This window comes from Hyalangium versicolor (genome assembly GCF_020103695.1).
Taxonomy (GTDB): Bacteria; Myxococcota; Myxococcia; order Myxococcales; family Myxococcaceae; genus Hyalangium; species Hyalangium versicolor.
The window spans coordinates 543,067-565,775 of sequence record NZ_JAHXBF010000003.1 but is presented as its reverse complement, the minus strand read 5'-3'; the positions used below and the strand labels follow the sequence as shown (position 1 = coordinate 565,775).

The following is a 22,709-nucleotide window of genomic DNA, read 5'->3' as shown; positions in this document are numbered from 1 at the left end:
TCCGACGCGCGGCGAAAGCCACCCGCCCATGACTCCCTCTCAGCCCTCGACTCTGCTCGATCTGCTCGATGCCAGCGCCACCGCGCACCCGGATGAGCGCCTGTACACGTTCCTCGAGGAGGAAGGGCCGGACGCCACGCTGACCTATGGCGGCCTGGACCTGAGCGCGCGGCGGATCGGCGCGGCCCTGAGGGAGCTCGCAGCGGCTGGAGAGCGCGCACTGCTGCTCTACCCGCCGGGACTGGAGTACATCGCGGGCTTCTTCGGCTGCATCTACTCGGGGCTGATCGCTGTGCCGGCATACCCGCCGGATCCCATGAGGCTGGGCCGCACGCTGCCACGGCTGAGGGCCATCATCCGCGATGCTCAGGCGACGGTAGTGCTCACCACGTCCTTCGTGCTCGAGGTGGCGGAGCCTCTCTTGAGGGAGGAGCCGGATCTGAAGGCGCTGCGCTGGCTGGCCACGGACGCGCTCCCTTCGGGGGCCGAGTCCACGTGGCGCAGACCCGCGCTGGACGGTGGCTCCCTGGCCTTCCTCCAGTACACCTCTGGTTCCACCGGCACGCCGCGCGGCGTGATGCTCACCCACGCCAACCTGCTGCACAACCTGGGGCACATCTCCCGCGCCTTCCAGGTGCATCGCGGGAGCGTCGGCGTCATCTGGCTGCCGCCCTACCATGATATGGGGCTCATCGGCGGGATCCTCCAGCCGCTGTACGGGCGGTTCCACACGGCGCTGATGTCTCCGCTGACCTTCCTCAAGCGGCCGCTGCGGTGGCTGGAGGCCATCTCCCGCTTCCAGGGCACCATCAGCGGAGGGCCGAACTTCGCGTTCGAGCTCTGCGCGCAGCGCATCACCGAGGAGGAGCGGCAAGCGCTGGACCTGAGCAGTTGGGATCTGGCCTTCTGCGGCGCCGAGCCCATCCGTCCGGAGACGCTGGAGCGCTTCACCCAGGCCTTCGCGCCTCGTGGCTTCCGGCGCGAGTCGCTGTACCCGTGCTACGGGCTGGCGGAGGGCACGCTCATCGTCACCGGCGGAGAGAAGACCGCGCCGCCGGCGCTCCAGGTGCTGGACGGCGAGGCGCTGGAGAAGAACCAGATCGAGCAGTCCTCCCCCGGAGCGCCAGCCGCCCGGACACTCGTGGGCTGCGGCCGGACACTGCCGGATCAAGAGCTGTGGGTGGTGGATCCCGAGACGCTCGAGCCGTGCCCCCCCGGCAGGGCGGGCGAGTTGTGGGTGCGAGGCCCGAGTGTCGCGCAGGGCTATTGGCGACAGCCCGAGGAGACGGCGCGCACCTTCCAGGCGCGCACGCGCGATGGCCAAGGGCCGTTCCTGCGCACTGGCGATCTCGGAGCGCTGGTGGAGGGCGAGCTGTTCGTCACCAGCCGGAGCAAGGACCTCATCATCCTGAACGGCCGCAACCTCTTCCCTCATGATCTCGAGCGGACCGTCGAGGAGAGCCACCCAGCGCTGCGCTCGGGATGCAGCGCCGCGTTCTCCGTCGAAGGGGAAGGCAGCGAGCGGCTCATCATCGTCCAGGAGGTGGATCCGCGACGGCTGAGCCAGCCGCTCGAGGAGGTGGTTGGCCTCATCCGCCAGCGGCTCGCCGAGCAGCATGATGTGCAGCCCCAAGCCGTGGTGCTGATCGAGCCTGGCAGCATCCCCAAGACGTCGAGTGGAAAGATCCAGCGCCGGACGTGCCGAGCGGCCTTCCTCGAGAAGAAACTGCGCGTGGTGATGGCCTCCGGCAAGGCAGAGGCCCTCCAGCCCTCGCAGCAGACTGAGGCAGACAGTGCGAGCGAGGCCACCACTCCGGATCGGCTCCGCGCATGGCTGCACCCACGAATCGCGGCGCGGCTGGGCTTGGCCCCGTCGGAGCTGGATCCTACCGCGCCCCTTACCCGGTACGGGCTGGACTCGCTGGCCGCCGCGGAGCTGTCGTTCGAGGTCGAGCGGAGCCTGGGCGTGAGGCTCCCGGTGGAGCTGCTCCTGCGAGGCACCACCCTGGAGGAACTGGCGCGCAGGCTGGTGCTGGATCGGGTGGCTCCTCGCGCGGAGCACTCGCCCCTGGTGCGCCAGCCCCACCCCCAGCGGCTACCGCTCTCCTTCGCCCAACAGCGGCTCTGGTTCCTGGATCAGCTGGAGCCCGGCAGCGCCGTCTACAACATCCCGGCGGCCGTCCGCCTCCGTGGTGCGCTGAACGTGGGTGCGCTGGAACGCAGCCTGAACGAGCTCATCGCGCGCCATGAGGTGCTGCGCACCAGCCTCGTCACCGAAGGCGGTGAGGCCTATCAGCTCATCGGCGCGCCCGTCCCCCTGGCGCTTCCCGTGGAGAATCTTCGAAACGTGCCGCAGGAGCGGCGCGAGGCAGAGGTGCTGAGACTGGCGCGGGAAGAAGCTCAGCGGCCGTTCACCCTCTCTCACGGTCCCCTCCTCCGCGCCCGGCTGCTCGCGCTGGATGAACGCGAGCACGTGCTCCTGCTGGTGGTGCACCACACGATCGCGGACGGCGGCTCCATGGTCGTCATGGCCCGAGAGCTGTCGCGGCTGTACGCAGCGCTCTCCGAGAGCACGACCCCCGCGCTCCCGGAACTGCCCTTGCAGTACGTGGATCACGCCCTGTGGCAACGCCAGTGGCTGCCGCAGGTACTCGATACGCAGTTGGAGTACTGGCGGAAGCAGTTGGCCGAGGCGCCCCCAGTGCTGGCGCTCCCCACCGATCGTCCGCCTCTGGCGGTGCAGACGCTGCGAGGTGCCACCGAGCGCCACGTGCTCCCGCGCAGCCTCTGGGAGAACCTCCAGACCCTGTGCCGCACCGAGGGCGTTACCCCTTTCATGGGGCTGCTGGCCTGCTTCAAGGTGCTGCTGCAGCGCTACTCAGGCCAGGATGATCTCCTCGTCGGAACGCCCGTTTCTGGCCGCACTCGCCCCGAGACGAAGGGCCTCATCGGCCTCTTCGTCAACACGCTCGTCCTGCGGGACGATCTGTCCTCCAACCCCACCTTCCGCCAGTTCCTGAGCCAGGTCCGGGAGACCGTGCTGGGCGCCCAATCCCATCAGGACGTTCCCTTCGAGCGACTGGTGGAAGCCCTGCAACCCGCGCGAAGCGAGGGCCGGGCGCCGCTTGTCCAGGTGATGCTGGCGCTCCAGCAGGACATTCAGGCGGAGATAGCGCTCCCGGGTCTTTCGTTGGAGTTCCTGGATGTGGAGGCTCCGGGCGCCAAGTTCGAGCTGGCGCTCTCCTGCACTCCCACCGCTCAGGGGCTGGCCTGCGCACTGGAGTACAACACCGCTCTCTTCGAGGCGGCGACGGCCACCCGGCTCCTGCGACACCTGCACCTGTTGCTGGAGGCAGCACTGGCACGGCCAGATGAGCGCATTGGCGCGCTGCCCATGCTGGAGCCCGCGGAGCAGCGGCAGCTACTGGTGGAGTGGAACGCCTCCCGGGCTGAAGTGCCTGCAGGGTGCGTCCATGAGTGGGTGGCGCGGCAGGCAGCGCGCGCCCCCGAGGCCCTCGCGGTTACGGCGGCCGGAATCAGCCTGACGTACGGGGATCTGGATCGCCGCTCCAACCAGCTGGCGCACCATCTCCGGACACTCGGGGTGACACGCGGGGCGCGGGTAGCAGTATGTGCCGAGCGCTCGCCGGAGCTCGTGGTGGGGCTACTCGCCGTGCTCAAGGCGGGCGCGGCCTATCTGCCGATGGATCCAGCATATCCGGCCGGACAGTTGCGGCACATGCTCGAGGACTCGGGCGCGCAGGTGGTGCTCACCCAGGCGCGGATGGAAGAGCGGCTGCCCCGCTCCGCTGCCCGGCGTCTGTACCTGGACTCGGATCAAGCCCAGGTGGCCCAACAACCCGAGACTCCGCTCCCTCCGATCGCGACGGCGGAGGACGTGGCCTATGTCATCTATACCTCTGGCTCCACGGGCCAGCCCAAGGGCGTACTGCTGCAGCACCGAGGGCTCTCGAACCTCGTGGACTGGCACCGGCGTACCTACGAGGTGACCCCCTCGGATCGCGCCACCCAGTTGGCAAGCCTCGGCTTCGACGCCGCCGTCTGGGAGCTGTGGCCTTACCTGGCCGCTGGCGCCAGCGTGCACCTGGTGGCGGAAGAGGTGCGAACCGCGCCGGAGCGGCTGCTGGCCTGGCTCGCCGCGGAAAGAATCACCCTCTGCTTCGCTCCCACGCCGCTGGCAGAAGCGATGCTGGACGTGCCGTGGCCTCGGGAGCTCCGCCTGCGGGCCCTGCTGACGGGTGGAGATCGACTGCGCCGGCGCCCAACGCGCGCCCTTGGTGTCCGTCTGATCAATCACTACGGCCCCACCGAGGCCACGGTGGTAGCCACCTGCGCGGCGGTGTCCGTGGAGGAGAGCTCCACGCTCCCGCCCATTGGACGCCCCATCGCCAACACCGCGGTCTACCTGCTGGATCCCCACCTCCAGCCAGTGCCACGCGGGGCCGTGGGGGAGTTGTACCTCGCGGGCTCCAGCCTGGCGCTCGGCTATCTGAACCAGCCCGCGCTGACGGCGGAGCGCTTCATCCCTGATCCGTTCAGCGATGCGCCCGGAGCGCGCCTGTACCGCACGGGCGACGTGGCCCGGTATCTGCCGGATGGCCAGCTCGAGTACCTGCGCCGCACCGACGCACAGGTGAAGGTGCGCGGCTTCCGGATCGAGCTGGGGGAGATTGAGGCCGCGCTGGCACGGCATCCAGCGGTGAAGGAGTCCGTGGTGGTGGCGCAAGAGGGCGCTGGCGGCCACCGGCTGGTGGCGTACCACGTGACGCGGGAAGGTGTTCCCGCCCCCACCGTCGAGGAGCTCCGGCACTTCTTGGAAGAGCTGTTGCCCGCGCACATGGTGCCCTCCGCGTTCGTGGAGATGCGCGCACTGCCGCTGACGCCGAACGGAAAGCTGGACCGCCGGGCGCTGCCAACCTCCGCCTCCGGTAGCGAGCGCGTGGTGGTGGCGCCACGCACCCCGGTGGAAGAGCTGCTCGTGGCGACGTGGCGCACGCTCCTGGGCATCCAGGAGGTGAGCACCACCGACAGCTTCTTCGAGCTGGGTGGGCACTCACTGCTGGCCACCCAGGTGCTCTCTCGCATCGAGCGCACCCTCCAGCTCTCTCTGCCTGTACGAACCCTCTTCGAGGCGCCCACGGTCGTTGCGCTGGCCCGCCGCATCGAAGAGGCCCTGCAGGGGGGACAGCGCCCGGAGGTGCCTCCCGTACGGCCTGTTCCCCGCTCGGAGCCCCTGCCGCTCTCCTTCTCCCAGCAGCGGCTCTGGTTCCTCGATCAGTACGAGGAGAAGAGCGCGATCTACAACATCCCCCTGGCGATCCGGCTGAAGGGGGCCCTGGACACGGCCGTGCTGGCCCGAAGCCTCGCGGAGCTGGTGCGGCGTCATGAGTCGCTCCGGACGACGTTCGTGTCCAATCCGGAGGGGCCGGTGCAAGTCCTCTCCACCGCCATCGGACTGCCGCTGGATGAGGTGGATCTGCGCTCGGTGCCCAGCACCCAGCGGCAGCAGACAACGGAGCGGCTCCTCTCCGAGGAGGCGAACCGACCCTTCGATCTCGCGCGTGGACCGCTGCTGCGCAGCACCCTGCTGAGGCTGGCCGAGCGCGAGCACCTCCTGCTGCTGACGATGCACCACATCGTCTCGGATGGCTGGTCCACCAGCATCCTCGTGCGCGAGTTGGCGGCCTTGTACAGCGCCTACACCGCGGGGCACCCCTCTCCGCTGGCCGAGCCACCAGTCCAGTACGCGGATTACGCCGTGTGGCAGCGCAGCCGGCTGAAGGGTCCCGCGCTGGAGAAACTCCTGGGGTACTGGCAGCGGGAACTGGCGGGAGCACACCGAGCCCTCGAGCTGCCCACGGATCATCCTCGCCCGCCCATCCAGGGCTTTCGCGGGACCAGCCGCACCGCGGTACTCCCACGCGAACTCTGGGAGGGCATCAAGGCGTTGAGCCAGCGCGAGGGTGTCACGCCCTTCATGACGTTGCTGGCGGCCTTCCAACTGCAGCTCTCCCGCTACTCGGGGCAGGATGACATCTGCGTCGGCACCCCCGTGGCGGGCCGCAGCCGTCCCGAGTTGGAGGGAGTCGTCGGCTTCTTCGCCAACACCCTCGTCCTGCGCTCACGCCTCTCGAAGCGCGCCACCTTCCGTGAGCTGCTGGCGCAGGTCCGCGAGACGGCCCTCGGCGCCTACGCCCACCAGGACATGCCCTTCGAGGAGCTGGTGAAGGCCCTGGGGCCCGAGCGGGATCCGAGCCGCTCTCCTCTGGTGCAGGTGCTGCTCGTCCTCCAGAACATGCCCGTGACGATGCCTGTCCTCCCAGGGCTGGAGATGAGCATCACGGGCGCGCAGTCCCGCGCGGCCAGGTTCGACCTGGAGCTGTCCTGCATGGAGACCCCCGAGGGCCTGGAGGCCACACTCGGGTACAGCACCGAGCTCTTCGAGGAAGCGACAGCGGCGCGGATGCTCACGCACCTGCGCACGCTGCTGGAAGGGATCATCCGCGAACCAGGCCAGCGCCTGACGGAGCTCCCCCTGCTGTCCGCCGAGGAGCAGCACCGGATCCTGGTGGAGTGGACTGGCCCCCGCGTGAAGCACCCGGACACGGACTGCCTTCCGCAGCTGTTCGAGGCGCAGGTGGCCCGCACGCCGGACGCGGTGGCCGTCACCTTCGAGGGCCAATCCCTCACCTACCGCCAGCTCAACGCGGAGGCCAACAAGCTCGCCCATCACCTGCGCTCGCTCGGAGCCGGCCCCGAGATCCTCGTCGGCCTTTGCATGGAGCGCTCCCTCGAGATGATGGTGGGCCTGCTGGGCATCCTGAAGTCCGGGGGCGCCTACGTCCCGCTTGACCCGTCCTACCCTCGCGAGCGCCTGGCGTTCATGCTCGAAGATGCCCAGGTACCGGTGCTCCTCACCCAGGAGCACCTGCGGCCTGGTCTCCCGTCCCACTCCGCGAGGGTGTTCGCCCTGGATTCTCAACACCAGGAACTCTCTCGCTATGAGGAGACAAATCCGGCGCCCATCACGGAGCCAGATCATCTCGCCTACGTCATCTTCACCTCGGGCTCCACGGGCCGTCCCAAGGGCGCGATGAACTCACACCGCGCCGTCCTCAACCGCCTGCTGTGGATGAAGCGCGCTTACTCCTCCAGCCCTTCCGACTGCTTCCTCCAGAAGACTCCTTACAGCTTCGACGTCTCCGTCTGGGAGTTCCTCCTCCCTCTGCTCTCGGGCTCACGACTCGTCATCGCAAGGCCCGGCGGACACCAGGAACCCGCTTACCTCTCACGCCTCATCTCCGAGCAGGCCGTCTCCATCGTCCACTTCGTACCCTCCATGCTCCAGGCCTTCCTCGCTGAGCCGGGCCTCGAGCTGTCATGCCGAAGCCTCAAGCGCATCGTCTGCAGTGGCGAGGCCCTCTCACCCGAGCTTGCAGCTCGCTGCTTCGAGCGCCTTCCCTTCGCCTCCCTCCATAATCTCTACGGTCCCACCGAAGCCGCTGTCGATGTCTCGGCCTGGGAATGCAAGCCCGCGGAGCGCTCCGTTCCCATCGGCACACCTGTCGACAACACTCGCTTGTACGTCCTCGATGCCCAGCTCCACCCTCTTCCCGTGGGTGTCCCGGGCGAGCTCCACATCGGCGGCATCCAGGTGGGTCGGGGATACCTGCGACGCCCGGAGCTCACCGCTGAGCGCTTCATCCCGGATCCCTTCTCCGATGGTCCCGGCTCTCGCCTCTACCGCACTGGCGACCTCGCTCGCTTCCGCTCCGATGGCGCCATCGAGTACCTCGGACGCATCGACCTCCAGATCAAGCTGCGCGGCTTCCGCATCGAGCTCGGAGAGATCGAGTCCGCGCTGGCCGAGCACCCAGCCATCCGAGAGAGCGCTGTGACCCTGCGAGAGGACACGGCCGGCGACAAGCGCCTGGTGGGCTACGTGGTGCCAAGATCCAACGAGCAGGTGAACGCCGGGGAGCTGCGCGCCTTCCTCCAGCGAACGCTGCCCGAGTACATGGTGCCCGCAGCCTTCGTCACCCTACAGGAGCTGCCGCTCTCACCCAGCGGGAAGCTCGATCGCAAGGCGCTGCCCGCCCCCAGCGCGCTGCGAGCAGGGGCGCACGGCTCCGTGGCGCCACGGACTCCCACCGAGGAACTGCTGGCGGGGCTATGGGCGGAGCTGCTGCACGTGGAGCGCGTCGGCGCCCTGGACAGCTTTTTCGAGCTCGGAGGCCACTCGCTGCTGGCAACCCAGGCCATCTCGCGCATTCGCGCCACCTTCGGCGTAGAGCTGCCACTGCGCGAACTCTTCGAGGCGCCCACCGTGGCCGAGCTGGCCCGGCGCATCGATCTGATGGCCCGCGCTGATCGCAAGCTACAGCCGCCGCCCCTGCGCGCAATGCCGAGAACGGAGGCCCTGCCCCTGTCCTTCGCGCAGCAGCGCCTGTGGGTGCTCCACCAGTTGGAGCCGGACAGCCCTCTCTACAACATCCCCGCGGCCGTAAAGTTGGAAGGGACGCTCGACCTGACCGCGCTAGAGCGGAGCTTCAACGAGTTGGTCAAACGCCACGAGGGTTTCCGGACAGAGCTGCGAGCGGAGCAGGGGTCCGCGGTCCAGGTGATCCACCCCGAGCTACTGGTGAGCCTGCCGGTGGTGGACCTGTCGACAATGCCCGCAGCTCATAGGCAGGGCGAGGCGCTCCGGCTGGCCGAGGAAGAGGCGCGGCGACCGTTCAAGCTGACGAGGGGTCCGCTGTGGCGCCAGCTGCTGCTGCGCCTGTCCGAGCGCGAGCACCTGTTGCTGGTGACGATGCACCACATCATCTCGGATGGCTGGTCCATTGGCATCCTCATCCGCGAGGTGGCGGAGCTGTACCGCTCCTTCACCACGGGAGACGCTTCACCACTGGCACCGCTGCCCATCCAGTACGCGGACTTCGCGTCCTGGCAGCGGAACTGGCTCTCGGGAGAGGTGCTGGAGAGACAGCTTGCCTATTGGCGACAGCAGCTCACGGGCGCACCGCCGCTGCTCGAACTGCCCACGGATCGCCCACGCCCCTCGGTGCGGACTCCGGGCGGAGGCATCGAGCCTCTGGCCATTCCTCCGGGGCTCCCGGCAGCACTGGCGGCGCTCGGTCGGCGCGAGGGCACCACGCTGTTCATGACCCTGCTGGCGGGCTTCACCGCGCTGCTCTCTCGCTACAGCGGCCAGCGTGACATCGTCATTGGCACCGACATCGCCGGCCGCAACCACTCGGAGACCGAGGGCCTCGTCGGCTTCTTCATCAATCAGCTCGTGCTGCGCACTCACCTCGAGGACGATCCTTCCTTCCGGGAGCTGCTCGCGCGCGCTCGTACCACCGCGCTCGGCGCATATGCCCACCAGGATCTGCCCTTCGAGGAGGTCGTCCGCGAACTCAATCCCCAGCGCAGCCTCGGCCATGCTCCCCTCTTCCAGGTGAAGCTGGCGTTCCAGACCGCGCCGGCCTCCGGCGTGGATCTGCCGGACCTGAAGCTCGCACCCGTGGACGTGAGCCATCAGACCGCGAAGTACGACCTGACTCTGTCCTTCACGGAGACGGCGCAGGGGCTCGCCGGCATGCTGGAGTACAGCACCGATCTGTTCGAGCGAGACTCGATCCACCGAATGGGTGAGCACCTGATCACCCTGCTGGAGGCGGCCGCTGCTCACCCCGAGCAGCGCGTCTCTGAACTGCCTCTGATGACCGAGGCCGAGCGGCAACGCGTCCTGGTCGAGTGGAACAACACCGCTCAGCCCATTCCCCCCTCCTGCGCTCACCTGCTCTTCGAAGCTCAGGCCGAGCGCACCCCGGACGCTCCCGCCGTCTCCTTCCTCGACCACACTCTCTCCTACCGTCAGCTCAACCACCGCTCCAACCAACTGGCTCACCACCTGCGCTCTCGGGGCGTCGGCCCCGACGTCCTCGTCGGCTTGTGCTTGGAGCCCTCCGTCGACTTCGTCGTCTCCCTCCTGGCCATCCTCAAGGCCGGCGGTGCCTTCCTTCCCCTGGACCCCGCCTACCCCTCCCAGCGCCTGGCCTTCATGCTCCAGCAGGCCTCCGCTCCCCTCCTGCTCTCCTCCTCCTCCCTGGCGGACCAGCTCCCGTCCCTCGGCAACTCCCTCTTCTGCCTCGACTCCGACGGGCACCTCCTCTCCTCTCTTCCCTCCACCAACCCCTCTCCCAGCTCCTCTCCCGACAACCTCGCCTACGTCATCTTCACCTCGGGCTCCACTGGCTCTCCCAAGGGCACCCTGCTCACTCACCGCGGTCTGGTGAACACCGCCCTGGCTGCCAGCCACTCCCTTCGCCTGGGGCCCGGACAGCGCGTCCTCCAGTTCGCCTCTATCGGCTTCGATGCCTCCGTCTGGGAGTGCTTCTCCTCTCTTCTCTCCGGCGCTCTGCTCTGCCTGGCTCCTCGGGACTGGCTCACCCCCGGCCCGGCCCTTCACCGCTTCCTCTCTCAGGCCTCCATCTCCTGCGCCACCCTCACTCCCTCCGTCCTGGCCCAGACTCCTTCCGACGGCTTGCCCTCGCTGACCACCCTGGCCTCCGCGGGTGAGGCCTGCTCTCCCGAACTCATCCGCAGATGGAGCACGGGGCGCCTCTTCCTCAACGCCTACGGGCCCACCGAAGCCACCATCTGCGCCTCGCTTCAGCCTTCTCCCGACCCTTCCCGCCCCTCCATCGGCACTCCCCTGCCCAACGTCCGCCTCTACGTCCTGGACGACTCCCTTCGCCCCACTCCCCCGGGCGTCCCCGGACAGCTCTTCATCGCTGGCCCGGGCCTGGCTCGCGGATACCTCTCCCTTCCCGCTCTCACCGCGGAGCGCTTCCTGCCCGACCCCTTCTCCTCCTCTCCGGGCTCGCGCCTCTACCGCACCGGCGACCTCGTCCGCTTCCTTCCACTCGGCTCCCTCGAGTTCCTCGGACGCATCGACTCCCAGGTCAAACTTCGCGGCTTCCGCATCGAGCTGGGCGAAATCGAAGCTGCTCTCTCCGCTCACCCTTCCGTCCGCGAGGCCGCCGTCTCCCTTCGCGAGGACAATCCCGGCAACCCTCTGCTGGCCGCTTACCTCGTCCTTCAGCCTGAGCATTCCCTGGAACCTCAGACGCTTCGCTCCTTCCTGGCACGCTCCCTCCCGGAGCACATGCTCCCCTCCGTCTTCATCTCTCTGGACGCTCTGCCCCTCTCCTCTAGCGGGAAGCTCGATCGCAAGGCGCTCCCGATCCCTTCTCCGACCGCCTCCTCGAGCGCCCAGCCCGACTCGGCTCCTCGCAACGACATCGAGCAGTTCCTCGTCGACCTGTGGCGTGAGCTACTCGCCGTCCCCAACGTCGGCATCCACGATGACTTCTTCGAGCTGGGCGGACACTCCCTCCTCGCCACTCAGATCATCGGCCGAGTCCAAGACGCCTTGAACGTCGAGATCCCGCTGCGCGAGATCTTCGACGCTCCCACGATCGCGAACATCGCGGCCTACATCGATAGCCAACTTGCCGCCCAGGTGGACCCATCCGATCTGGATCAGATGATTGCCTCCCTGCAGTCGGCCCCGGCCGACGCCGCCCCGGAACAGCCCGGCCAACTCCAGCCTCAGAAGAAAACCGCCAATGACTGACTCCAACCAGCGGATCGCGGCGCTCCCGCCCGAGCAGCGGGAAGTCATCCTCCGTCAACTTCGCCAGAAGGCCCTGCGCACCGCGCAGGCCGACAGCATCCCGTCCCAGTCACGGGCAGCCTCGTCCCATCCCCTCTCGTTCGCGCAGCAGCGGCTCTGGTTCCTGGACCAGTTGGAGCCGGGGAACCCTCTGTACAACGTGCCCGCCGCAGTGTGGCTGGAGGGAAAGCTGGACGTCGCCGCCCTCGAGCGGAGCTTCAGTGAGCTGGTGCGGCGGCACGAGTCACTGCGGACGACGTTCCACCAAGGCGAGAGCGGAGCCACCCAACGAATCGCTCCGGCGGCCCCCGCGACGCTGCCCATCGTGTCCCTGGAGACGCTGCCCGCCGAGGCTCGGGAGGCCGAGGCCCTGCGACTGGCCACGGCAGAGGCCCGGCGGACCTTCGATCTCGGCCAGGGGCCCCTCTGGCGCGCGCAGCTGTTCCGGTTGGATGCGAACCGGCACCTGCTCGTCCTGGTGATGCACCACATCGTCTCGGATGGCTGGTCGGTGGGCGTGCTCGTCCGAGAGATGGCGGCGCTGTACGAGGCGTATTCGGCCCAGCGCTCGTCGCCGCTGCCCGAGCCTCGGTTGCAATATCTGGACTTCTCGGCGTGGCAGCACGAGCGGCTCCAGGGGCAGGTGCTGGAGACGCAGCTGGCGTACTGGCGAAAGCAGTTGGAGGGCGCGCCGGAAGCCCTGGACCTCCCCACGGATCGCCCGCGACCGGTGGTGCGCACCTTCCAGGGCGCGCGTGCGCCGGTGGCCCTGTCGCCGGCCCTGACCGAGGCCGTGAAGCTGTTCAGCCAGCGGGAGGGTGTCACTCCCTTCATGACGCTGCTGGCGGCGTTCCAGGTCCTGCTCGCGCGCTACTCGGGCCAGGAGGATGTCTGCGTGGGCTCTCCAGTGGCCGGCCGCACGCGGGCCGAGCTGGAGGGGATGATCGGCGTCTTCATCAACACGCTGGTGCTACGGGCCCGGCCCACGGGAGAGCTGTCCTTCCGCGAGCTCGTCCAGCAGGTCCGCGAGGGTACCCTGGGGGCGTTCGCCCACCAGGAGGTGCCCTTCGAGAAGCTGGTGGATGCGCTCCGGCCCGAGCGGCGGCTGGATCGCTCGCCTCTGTTCCAGCACATGTTCATCCTCCAGAACGCGCCCATGCCGGCCCTGGAGTTGGCGGGGCTGAAGCTCCGTACCGTGGAGCTGGAGAGCCAAACGGCGCGGTTCGATCTCACGCTGTCCCTCGCAGAGACAGCGCGGGGCTTCGAGGGTGAGCTGCACTACAGCACGGAGCTGTTCGACGCGGAGACGGTGGAGCGGCTGTGCGAGCACTACCAGGTGCTGCTGGAGGCTGCGCTGGCCGCTCCCTCCCAGAAGCTGGGCCACCTCTCCATCCTGTCTCAGCGCGAGCGCCAGGTGCTGCTGCACGACTGGAACCCCACTCCGCGCCACGTCCCTCGCACCACCGTCCACGACGCCTTCCAGGCCCAGGTGGCGCTGCGGCCTGACGCCATCGCCGTCGAGTCCTCTCACTCCCGCCTCACCTTCGCTCAGCTGGAGGCTCGCTCCAATCAACTGGCTCACCTGCTGCGCCGCTCCGGCGTCGGCCCCGAGTCCCGCGTCGCCCTCTGCCTGGAGCGCTCCGTCGAACTCATTGTCTCCCTTCTGGCCATCCTCAAGGCCGGTGGCGCCTACGTCCCCCTGGACCCGGACTACCCTCGCGAGCGCCTGGCCTCCATGCTCGCGGATGCCAGGCCCCAGGTGCTGCTCACCTCGCGCGCCCTGCTGACGTTCCTACCGACCGAGGGGCTCCACACCTTGCTGTTTGAGGAGGCTGCGCTGGAGGACCTGCCCTCCTCCGCTCCTCTCAGCGGTGCCACCTCAGACAACCTCGTCTACATCGACTTCACCTCCGGCTCCACCGGCAGGCCCAAGGGCGTCTGCATCCAACACGCCTCCGTGCTCCGCACCGTTCTCGGTGTCTCCTATGCACACCTGGGGCCGGAGCATTGCTTGCTGCTCCTGGCCCCCATCTCCTTCGACGCTTCCACCCTCGAAGTCTGGGGCAGCCTGCTCAACGGCGCCCGCCTCGTCCTGTTCCCCCCTCACCCTCCGGGCGATGTTCACGAGTTGGAGGACATTCTCCTCCGACACCGCGTCACCACCCTCCACCTCACCTCGGGCCTTTTCACCCAGATGGTGGACTCCCACCTCGAAGGCCTGCGCGGCCTGCAGCAACTCCTCACTGGCGGCGACGTCGTCTCCGCTCCTCACGTCCGTCGCGTCCTCGACGAGCTGCGCATTCCCGTCACTGCCTGCTACGGACCCACCGAGAACACCCTGTTCTCCACCTGCCTCCGCCTCACCCACTCCTCTCAGCTCGGCTCCTCCGTTCCCATTGGCACTCCCCTACCCAACTCACAGGCCTACGTCCTCGATCGCTTCCTCCAGCCTCTTCCTGTAGGCGTCGCCGGGGAGCTCTTCGTCTCAGGTGAGGGCCTGGCTCGCGGCTACCTCGAATCTCCAGAGCTCACTGCCGAGAAGTTCCTTCCCAACCCCTTCTCCTCTCCCGGCTCTCGCATGTACCGCACCGGCGACAGGGCCCGCTTCCGCTCTGATGGCGTTCTCGAGTTCCTCGGACGCGGCGACCACCAGGTGAAGATTCGCGGCTTCCGCGTCGAGCTGGCTGAGGTGGAGGCCGCCCTGCGCTCTCACTCCTCCGTCCGCGATGCCCTCGTTCTCGCCCTGGGGGATGCCTCCCACTCCAAGCGTCTCATCGCTTACGTCGTCTCCGACGATGCACAGCCCTCCGAGCTGCGCGCTTTCCTCCAGCAGCGCCTGCCGGAGTACATGCTTCCCGCTTCCTTCCTGCGCCTCGACGCTTTCCCTCTCACTGCCAACGGAAAGCTCGACCGCAAGGCACTCCCGGCTCCCGACGCTTCCCGCCCTCAGCTCGCCCAGCCCTACGCTCCTCCCTCCAACCCCCTCCAGGAGCAGCTGGCCTCCCTCTGGGCTCACACCCTCCGCCTTCAGCGCGTCGGCATCCACGACAACTTCTTCGAGCTCGGCGGTGACTCCATCCTCAGCCTCCAGCTCATCTCCCGCGCTCGCTCTGCGGGCCTCCACTTCTCTCCCAAGCTCCTGTTCCAGCACCAGACCATCGCCCTGCTGGCTCCTCACGTCTCCTCCTCCTCCCTCCAAGAGCAGGGCCTCGTCACCGGTGAGCTGCCGCTCACCCCCGTTCAGCGCTCCTTCCTCCTCTCCTCCCAGCCCTCCTTCCACCACTTCAACCAGTCCCTCCTGCTCGAACTCAAGCAGCCTCTTCAGCCTCACCTGCTCGAACAGGCCCTGCGCTTCCTGCTGCGTCACCACGACGCTCTGCGCCTGCGCTTCTCTCCCTCGGGCTCCTCCTGGCTTCAGTTCAACGCAGGCCTCGACGCTCCCTTCTCTCTCTCCCTTTTCGACTTCTCTTCCTTCCCTCCCTCCCAGCACTCCTCCGCCTTCCTCTCAGAGGCCTCGCGCCTTCAGTCCTCTTTCTCTTGGGACTCCGGCCTGCTCTTCCGCGCTGCCCTCTTCGACTTCGGCCCTTCCTCTCCCCCTCGTCTCCTTCTCATCGCCCACCACCTCCTCGTCGACTCCTTCTCCTGGCGACTCCTCGCCGAGGACCTCGAGGCCCTCTACCTTCAGCTGCTCCACGGCAAGCCCCCCTCCCTTCCTCCCAAGTCCTCCTCCTTCCTCTCCTGGGCTCACCGCCTCCTCTCCTTCTCTTCCTCCCCCTCTCTCTCCGCTGACGCCCACTACTGGCTCTCGCTTCCCCTCACCCCCCTCGCCCCTCTTCCTCGCGACGGCTCCGGGCCCAACTCCTTCTCCTCTTCTCGCTCCCTCTCCTTCTCCCTCGACTCCGACGCTTCTCGCCTCCTGCTACTCGAGGTGCCCCAGGCCTTCCGCTCCTCCCTCCAGGATGTCCTGCTCACCGCTCTCGCTCAGGCGCTCCTCTCCTGGACCGGCCACTCCTCTCACCTCATCACCCTTGAGTCTCACGGGCGTGAGGACCTCTTCCCGGACGTCGACCTCTCTCGCACCGTCGGCTGGTTCTCCTCCCTCTTCCCCTTCCTGCTCCACTCTCCTGCCTCCTCCTCTCTCCCGGACGCCCTGCGCTCCGTCCGCGACGGCCTGCGCTCCGTCCCCTCTCACGGCCTGTCCTTCGGCCTGCTCCGTTTCCTACGCGACGACGACCTCTCCTCTCGCCTCGCCTCCCTTCCCTCTCCCGACATCTCCTTCAACTTCCTCGGACAGCTCGCTTCCTCCTCCGCAGACTCTTCCCTCTTCTCTCTCTCCTCCGAGCACGCCGGGCCTTCTGTCTCTCCTGACTCGCTGCGCTCTCACCTCCTCGACATCTCCGCCGTCTTCCTCTCCGGCCAGCTCCACCTCTCCTTCACTTACAGCCACAACCTCCACTCCGACTCCTCCATCCAGGCACTGGCTCAGGCCTTCCTCTCCGCTCTCTCCTCTCTCATCTCCGCTCGCTCTGCTCCCGACGCCCTCCGCTTCACTCCCGCAGACTTCCCTCTCGCCTCGCTCTCTCAGCACGCTCTCGACTCCCTCCTCCCTCCGGGCTCCCTCGCCGAGGACCTCTATCCCCTCTCTCCCATGCAGCAGGGCATGCTCTTCCACTCCCTGCTCGCTCCTTCCTCCACCACGTACCTCGTCCAGTCCGCGTGGCGGCTTCAGGGATCCTCGCTCCACCTCGGAGCCTTCCGCCGTGCCTGGGAGACCCTGGTCGAGCGACACGCCATCCTCCGCTCCTCCTTCCACTGGGAAGGCCTCTCAGAGCCCGTCCAGCTCGTCCACCCTCGCTCGCAACTGCCCTGGCAGGAACTCGACTGGCGTGGCCTGCCCCCTGAGGAGCAGCAAGCCCGCCTCGAGTCCCTCCTCACCGCGGACCGGGCTCAGGGCTTCGATCTCCAGCGCCCGCCGCTGATGCGCTTGTCCGTCCTCCGACTCGCCGAGGACACCTTTGAGTTCGTCTGGACTCAGCACCACCTGCTTCTCGATGGCTGGAGCATTGGCCTGCTCATGCAGGAGATGTTCACCCTGTACGAGTCCTTCCGATCCGGGCAGCCGCTCTCCCTGGCTCCGCGTCCGGCGTACCGGGACTACATCGCCTGGCTGAAGCAACAGCCGCTCAACCAGGCTGAGGCGTACTGGCGCGAGGCCCTCCGCGGATTCACAGCCCCCACCCCGCTGCCGGGCGCCACCGTCCGGGCCTCCGGGGACACCGCACACGAGATGAGCGAGCGCCGGCTACGGCTCTCCGGCTCCTCCACCGCGGCGCTGCAGAGCTTCGCGCGCCAGCATCAGCTCACCCTCAACACCCTGATCCAGGCCAGCTGGGCGCTGCTGCTGTCCCGCTACAGCGGCGAGTCTGACGTCGTCTTCGGCTCCACCGTCTCGGGCCGCCCTCCGCAGCTGCGAGGCGTCGAGGCCATGATCGGCCTCTTCATCAACTCGCTCCCCTTGCGGATCCACCTCTCCGACTCGCAGGCTGTGCTTCCCTGGCTCAAACAGCTCCAGCAGCAACAGCAAGAACTCACCCAGTACGAGCAGACCCCTCTCGTCACTCTCCAAGGCTGGACTCAGGTTCCTCGCGGCACTCCTCTCTTCGAGACCCTGCTCGTCTTCGAGAACTTCCCTGTCGACGTCGCCGTCCGTGAGCGCGGTGCAGATCTCGCGCTTCAGGACTTCCAACTGTTCGACCACACCAACTATCCGCTGGCCATCGGCATCACTCCGGGCGACGAGTTGGAGCTGCGCGCCTCATTCGACACCAGCCGCTTCGAGCCAGACACCATCGAGCGGCTCCTGCATCACTGGACGACGGCGTTGGAGGAGCTGATCGCCCGACCCGAGCAGCGGCTCGGCGATGTCTCGCTGATGACCGAGGCCGAGCGGCAGCGCGTCCTGGTCGAGTGGAACAACACCGCTCAGCCCATTCCCCCCTCCTGCGCTCACCTGCTCTTCGAAGCTCAGGCCGAGCGCACTCCGGACGCTCCCGCTGTCTCCTTCCTCGACCTGACCCTCTCCTACCGTCAGCTCAACCACCGCTCCAACCAACTGGCTCACCACCTGCGCTCTCGGGGCGTCGGTCCCGACGTGCTCGTCGGCTTGTGCTTGGAGCCCTCCGTCGACTTTGTCGTCTCCCTGCTGGCCATCCTCAAGGCCGGCGGTGCCTTCCTTCCCCTGGACCCCGCCTACCCCTCTCAGCGCCTGGCCTTCATGCTCCAGCAGGCCTCCGCTCCCCTCCTGCTCTCCTCCTCCTCCCTGGCGGACCAGCTCCCGTCCCTCGGCAACTCCCTCTTCTGCCTCGACTCCGACTGGCACCTCCTCTCCTCTCTTCCCTCCACCAACCCCTCTCCCAGCTCCTCTCCCGACAACCTCGCCTACGTCATCTTCACCTCGGGCTCCACTGGCGCTCCCAAGGGCACCCTGCTCACTCACCGCGGTCTGGTGAACACCGCCCTGGCTGCCAGCCACTCCCTCCGCCTGGGGCCTGGACAGCGCGTCCTCCAGTTCGCCTCCATCGGCTTCGATGCCTCCGTCTGGGAGTGCTTCTCCTCTCTTCTCTCCGGCGCTCTGCTCTGCCTGGCTCCTCGGGACCGGCTCACACCGGGCCCGGCCCTTCACCGCTTCCTCTCACAAGCCTCTATCTCCTGCGCCACGCTCACTCCCTCCGTCCTCGCACAGACTCCTTCCGACGGCTTGCACTCTCTGACCACCCTGGCCTCCGCAGGCGAGGCCTGCTCCCCCGAACTCATCCGCAGATGGAGCACGGGCCGCCTCTTCCTCAACGCCTACGGGCCCACCGAAGCCACCATCTGCGCCTCTCTTCAGCCTTCTCCCGACCCTTCCCGTCCCTCCATCGGTACCCCTCTCCCCAACGTCCGCCTCTACGTCCTGGACGACTCTCTTCGCCCCACTCCCCTGGGCGTCCCCGGACAGCTCTTCATCGCTGGCCCGGGCCTGGCTCGCGGATACCTCTCCTTGCCTGCTCTCACTGCGGAGCGCTTCCTGCCCGACCCCTTCTCCTCTTCTCCGGGCTCGCGCCTCTACCGCACTGGCGACCTCGTCCGCTTCCTTCCTCACGGCTCCCTCGAATTCCTCGGTCGCATCGACTCTCAGGTCAAACTTCGCGGCTTCCGCATCGAGCTGGGCGAAATCGAAGCCGCTCTCTCAGCTCACCCCTCCGTCCGCGAGGCCGCGGTTGCACTGCGCGAGGACAGTCCCGGCAACCCCCTCCTGGCCGCATACCTCGTCCTTCAGCCTGAGCATTCCCTGGAACCTCAGACGCTTCGCTCCTTCCTGGCACGCTCCCTCCCGGAGCACATGCTCCCCTCCGTCTTCACCGCTCTGGACGCGCTGCCCCTGTCTCCCAGCGGAAAGCTCGATCGCAAGGCACTCCCTCCTCCTTCTCAGGCCGCCTCCTCAACCGCTCAGCCCGACTCAGCTCCTCGCAACGACGTCGAGCAACTCCTCGTCGACCTGTGGCACGAGCTGCTCCCTGTCCCCAACATCGGCATCCACGACGACTTCTTCGAGCTGGGTGGCCACTCCCTCCTCGCCACCCAGATCATCAGCCGCATTCAGGCGACGTTTGGTGCCGAGCTCCCGCTCAGCGACTTGTTCGAAGCGCGCACCGTGGCGGAACTCGCCAAGCGGCTCGATGCCACTCTGCGTCTCGCTACCCGGTTGCAGGCACCGCCGCTGCACCCGGTCCCCAGAACCGAGGATCTGCCCCTCTCCTTCGCCCAGCAGCGCCTGTGGGTCCTCCACCAGTTGGAGCCGAGCAGCCCGGCCTACAACATCCCGGCAGCCGTGAGGATGGAGGGCTCACTCGACATCGCTGCGTTGGAGCAGGGCATCAACGAGCTGATCCGGCGCCATGAGGGTCTCCGGACGAAGATCCGCGCGGATCAAGGCGCCACGTTCCAGATCATCCTCCCAGAGCTACAGGTCCCCTTGCCGGTGATCGATCTCACGGGCATCCCGGCGGAGCTGCGCGAGGCCGAGGCACGCCGAGTCTCCAACGAGGAGGCTGGGCGAGCCTTCGATCTGAGCCGCGAAGTGCCCTGGAGCCTGCGGCTGCTTCGCCTCTCGGAGCGCGAGCACATCCTGTTGCTGACGATGCACCACATCGTCTCGGACGGCTGGTCCATCGGCATCATCATCCGAGATCTCGCGGCGCTCTATACCTCCCTCGTCACCGGGAAGGGCTCGCCGCTGACGCCGCTGCCCATTCAGTACGCGGACTTCGCGTCCTGGCAGAGGGACTGGCTCAAAGGCGAGGTGCTGGAGAGGCAGCTCGCTTATTGGCGGCAGCAGCTCGCGGGTGCACCGCCGCTGCTCGAGCTGCCCACGGATCGCCCACGCCCAGCGGTGCGAACTCCCAACGGCGCCACCCGCATCGTCCTCATCCCACGCGAGCTGCGGGAGCGGCTGGCAGCGCTGGGTCGGCGCGAGGGAGCCACGCTGTTCATGACCCTGCTGGCGGGCTTCACCGCGCTGCTCTCCCGCTACAGCGGCCAGCGCGACATCGTCGTCGGCACCGACATCGCCGGCCGCAACCACTCGGAGACCGAGGGCCTCGTCGGCTTCTTCATCAACCAGCTCGTGCTGCGCACCCGTCTCGAGGATGACCCCTCCTTCCAGGAGCTGCTCACCCGCACGCGCTCGACCGCACTTGGCGCGTATGCCCATCAGGATCTTCCCTTCGAGGAGGTCGTCCGCGAGCTCAATCCCCAGCGCAGCCTTGGCCACGCACCGCTCTTCCAGGTGAAGTTCCTGCTCCAGAACGCCCCCATCCAGAGCGTCCGCTTGCCGGAGCTGGAGCTGCGACCGATTGACCCGGACATCCGGACGGCCAAGTACGACCTGACCCTCTCCGTCATGGAGACAGAGGCGGGCCTGTCGTGCCTCTGGGAGTACAGCACGGACCTGTTCGAGGACGACACGATCCGCCGGATGGGTGAGCACCTGTCGACCCTGTTGGAGGCCGCCGTCGCTCACCCCGAGCAGCGCGTCTCTGAACTGCCTCTGATGACCGAGGCCGAGCGGCAACGCGTCCTGATCGAGTGGAACAACACCGCTCAGCCCATTCCCCCCTCCTGCGCTCACCTGCTCTTCGAGGCTCAGGCCGAGCGCACTCCGGACGCTCCCGCCGTCTCCTTCCTCGACCTGACTCTCTCCTACCGACAACTCAACCAGCGCTCCAACCAACTGGCCCACCACCTGCGCTCTCTGGGCGTCGGTCCCGACGTTCTCGTCGGCGTGTGCTTGGAGCCCTCCGTCGACTTTGTCGTCTCCCTCCTGGCCATCCTCAAGGCCGGCGGCGCCTTCCTTCCTCTGGACCCCGCCTACCCCTCCCAGCGCCTGGCCTTCATGCTTCAGCAGGCCTCTGCTCCCGTCCTGCTCTCCTCCTCCTCCCTGGCTGACCAGCTCCCGTCCCTCGGCAACTCCCTCTTCTGCTTCGACTCCGACTGGCACCTCGTCTCCTCTCTCCCCTCCACCAACCTCTCTCCCAGCTCCTCTCCCGACAACCTCGCCTACGTCATCTTCACCTCGGGCTCCACAGGCGCTCCCAAGGGCACCCTGCTCACCCACCGCGGCCTGGTGAACACCGCCCTGGCCGCCAGCCACTCCCTTCGCCTGGGACCCGGACAGCGCGTCCTCCAGTTTGCGTCCATTGGCTTCGATGCCTCCGTCTGGGAGTGCTTCTCCTCTCTTCTCTCCGGCGCTCTGCTCTGCCTGGCTCCTCGGGACTGGCTCACCCCCGGCCCGGCCCTTCACCGCTTCCTCTCTCAGGCCTCCATCTCCTGCGCCACCCTCACTCCCTCCGTCCTGGCCCAGACTCCTTCCGACGGCTTGCACTCTCTGACCACCCTGGCCTCCGCGGGCGAGGCCTGCTCTCCCGAACTCATCCGCAGATGGAGCACGGGCCGCCTCTTCCTCAACGCCTACGGGCCCACTGAAGCCACCATCTGCGCCTCTCTTCAGCCTTCTCCCGACCCTTCCCGCCCCTCCATCGGCACTCCCCTGCCCAACGTCCGCCTCTACGTCCTGGACGACTCCCTTCGCCCCACTCCCCCGGGCGTCCCCGGACAGCTCTTCATCGCTGGCCCGGGCCTGGCTCGCGGATACCTCTCCCTTCCCGCTCTCACCGCGGAGCGCTTCCTGCCCGACCCCTTCTCCTCCTCTCCGGGCTCGCGCCTCTACCGCACTGGCGACCTCGTCCGCTTCCTTCCTCACGGCTCCCTCGAGTTCCTCGGGCGCATCGACTCTCAGGTCAAACTTCGCGGCTTCCGCATCGAGCTGGGCGAAATCGAAGCCGCTCTCTCCTCTCACCCCTCCGTCCGAGAGGCCGCCGTCTCTCTTCGCGAGGACAGCCCCGGCAATCCCCTCCTGGCCGCATACCTCGTCCTTCAGCCTGAGCATTCCCTGGAACCTCAGACGCTTCGCTCCTTCCTGGCACGCTCCCTCCCGGAGCACATGCTCCCCTCCGTCTTCGTCTCTCTCGACGCTCTGCCCCTCTCCTCCAGCGGAAAGCTCGACCGAAAGGCGCTCCCTCCTCCCTCTCTGGACGCCTCCTCAATCGCCCAGCCCGATTCGGCACCTCGCAACGACATCGAGCAGTTCCTCGTCGACCTGTGGCACGAGCTGCTCCCTGCTCCCAACATCGGCATCCACGACGACTTCTTCGAGCTGGGCGGACACTCTCTCCTCGCCACCCAGGTGCTCGCGCGCATCTACGATGAGTTCCAGTTCGAACTCCCGCTTCGGGAGATCTTCGACGCTCCGACCATCGCCAACCTCGCGGCCCTCATCGAGCAGGCGCTCGCGGATCAAGCCGATCCGGCCGAGCTGGAGCAGATGCTCTCCAGCATCGAGGACATGCCCGAGGAAGAGGCCCAGTCCCAACTCAGCCCTCCTGCCCGCAAGGCCTCCCATGAGTGA

2 protein-coding genes are annotated in these 22,709 nt (G+C 67.7%); both read left to right on the top strand.

The features are described 5' to 3' along the window. Nucleotides 1-28 precede the first annotated feature (28 nt). Nucleotides 29-11,665, top strand: a complete 11,637-nt coding sequence (locus KY501_RS08505; RefSeq protein WP_224362171.1) for a non-ribosomal peptide synthetase — start codon at nt 29-31, stop codon at nt 11,663-11,665. Then, nucleotides 11,658-22,709: a non-ribosomal peptide synthetase gene (locus tag KY501_RS08500; RefSeq protein ID WP_224362170.1), complete on the top strand. Its 11,052-nt coding sequence runs from the start codon at nt 11,658-11,660 to the stop codon at nt 22,707-22,709. Before KY501_RS08505 ends, KY501_RS08500 begins: the two co-directional genes overlap by 8 nt.